Origin of the sequence: Streptomyces phytophilus (assembly GCF_013870535.1) — a bacterium.
Taxonomy (GTDB): domain Bacteria; phylum Actinomycetota; class Actinomycetes; order Streptomycetales; family Streptomycetaceae; genus Streptomyces; species Streptomyces phytophilus.
In genome coordinates this window covers 1-2405 of the sequence record NZ_JACBXC010000947.1, presented here as the reverse complement: position 1 = coordinate 2405, position 2405 = coordinate 1, and the positions used below count along the sequence as shown (strand labels likewise).

Sequence of the window (2405 nt, the reverse complement as noted above, 5' to 3'; positions counted from 1 at the left end):
CCGCTCCACGACCGCGTACGACGCCCTCGACCGCCCCACGGAGGCGACCGGCCCTGACGGCAGCCGCACCAGGCCCGCGTACAACGTGGCCGGGCTGCTGGAGCGGGTCGAGGTGGACGTGCGGGGCACCGGCACGTGGACCGGGATCGTGCGCGGCGTCGACTACGACGAGCGCGGCCGGCGGACGCTGATCGAGTACGGCTGCGGCGCCCGCACGGCCTACGGCTACGAGCGCGACACGTTCCGGCTCGCCACCGCGGACACCACGGCGGCCGGCGGCGCGGCCTGGCAGCGGCTGGCCTACGCCTACGACCCCGTGGGCAACGTGGTGGTGGTCGACGACCCGTCCCAGGACACCGTCTTCTTCCGGAACACGGCCGTGGGCGCGCGCCGCACGTACGCCCACGACCCGGTCTACCGCCTGGTCTCGGCGACCGGCCGCGAGCACGTCGGGCAGACGGCGCAACCCGGCGCGGCCGACGCGCCGTTCGCGCCCGTTCCGCACGCCGGCGACAGCGGGGCGCTGCGCCCCTACACCGAGACGTACGCCTACGACGACGCGGGCAACGTCCGTACCGTCACGCACACGGCGAGCGGCGGAAGCTGGACCCGCCGTCACGACACGGCGGCCGACGGCGACCGCCTGCGCGCCAGCAGCGTGCCCGGCGACCCGGAGGGGACGTACTCCGCGGGCTACGCCTACGACGCCAACGGCAACGTCACGTCGATGCCGCACCTGGCCGCGCTCGGCTGGGACGTGGAGAACCGGCTCGCGCACGTGTCGCTCGGCGGCGGCGGCGAGACCTTCTACCAGTACGACCTGACGGGCCGGCGGGTGCGGGCCACGAGCCGGCGCGGCGGCACCACCGAGACGCGGACGTACCTGGGGAGCACCGAGACGTACCGCAGGACGGCCGCCGGGCGGACGGCCGAGGAGCGCGGGACGCTGCACGTCTCGGACGGCGCGGGGCGGGTGGCGCTGGTGGAGACCGTCACGGTGCGCGACGGCCGGGCCGTGCCGGTGCCGCGCCCGGTGGTCCGCTACCAGTTCGCCGACCACCTGGGCGGTGCGGTGCTGGAGGCGGACCAGGACGGGGCGATGCTGAGCTACGAGGAGTACCACCCGTACGGGACCACGTCCTTCCACGCGGAGACCGGGACGGTGAGCCGCAAGCGGTACCGGTTCACGGGCAAGGAGCGGGACGAGGAGACGGGGTTCACCTACCACGGGGCGCGCTACCTCGCGCCGTGGCTGGGGCGGTGGACGAGCCCGGACCCGGCCGGCTTCGCGGACGGGACGAACGTGTACGCCTACGCGCGGAACAACCCGGCGGTGCTCTCCGACCCGTCCGGCACGCAGTCGCGCCGGGAGACGCAGGCACCCGCGGCGCGAACGGGGTCGACGACGGAAGCGCCGCCGGGCGTCCACGTCATCCCGGAAGTCGTCATCGTCGGCCACCCGGACTGGTCCGGCGAGGTGCTCACCGACAGACCCGCGCCCTCCGGGCCCATGGAGGTGCGGGAGGAGGGGCTCGCCGAGAGGCTCACGTCCCAGCCCCTGGTCGAGGTGAAGACGGGCGACCGGACGCAGCTCATCTCCCTGGAGACCGCCCGGCTGATGAAGTCCCTCGGCGTGCTCCGGGGCAGCGAGGTGTCGGTCCGCGAGCCGCGCGTGTCCGAGGCGGAGCTCGAAGGCATCGAGGAGGAGAGCGAGAAGCTGCGGGCGCAGTGGACCGCGCGGGCCGCCCTCCAGGACACGTACCGGGAGCAGATCCGGCAGTCCCTGAACGAGATGACGGGCGGGCGGTTCCCGGTCTCGGAGCCCCGCACGATCGACCTCGGCGCCTTCGTGCTGGAGCGGATGGAGCTGCCCGCGCAGCAGGCGGGGCGGACCGACGCGCTGACCACCAACGGGGTACGGACCGACCACAGCGCGAAGACGCCGGGCGCCCTGGAGGTCTACACCATCGCCCAGGGGCTGGCCGGTTACCGGCTGCGCTCCCAGGGCCCCCGGGACTTCGGGGTTCCCGGCAGCGCCGACGCCTCCCACGCGGAGAAGAAGGCGGAGCTGTTCGCGCCGCTGACCGTGCACCCGATCACCGGTCTGGTGCAGAAGTCGGAGATCCAGGTCAACCGCGACGCCTGCCTCTCGTGCCAGGGGTACTTCAGCGCGCTCGCCCGGCAGCGGGGCATCGGCTACAGCGTGCGCGGCCCGGCGGCGACGTTCGTCTTCAACCCCGGCCTGACGCTGGAGCTGCGGGCGGTCCCGGAGTTCCGGGGCATGCCCGCGGCGAACATACAGCGATGACGGCGGGGAAGCGGGGCCCGGCGCCGGAAGCGGCCGGAGGGACAGAGCAGATGGAGAAGACACATGTCCGCTACGCACACTGAAGCCGGCGCGCCCG

The 2405-nt window shown here is 74.2% G+C and carries 1 protein-coding gene; it reads left to right on the top strand.

Annotated features, from left to right (window positions below; all coding sequences use genetic code 11):
- Positions 1-2308: RHS repeat-associated core domain-containing protein (locus H5J30_RS27540; RefSeq protein ID WP_181790018.1), on the top strand; the 2308-nt coding region annotated here is incomplete at its 5' end.
- Positions 2309-2405: the final 97 nt, after the last annotated feature.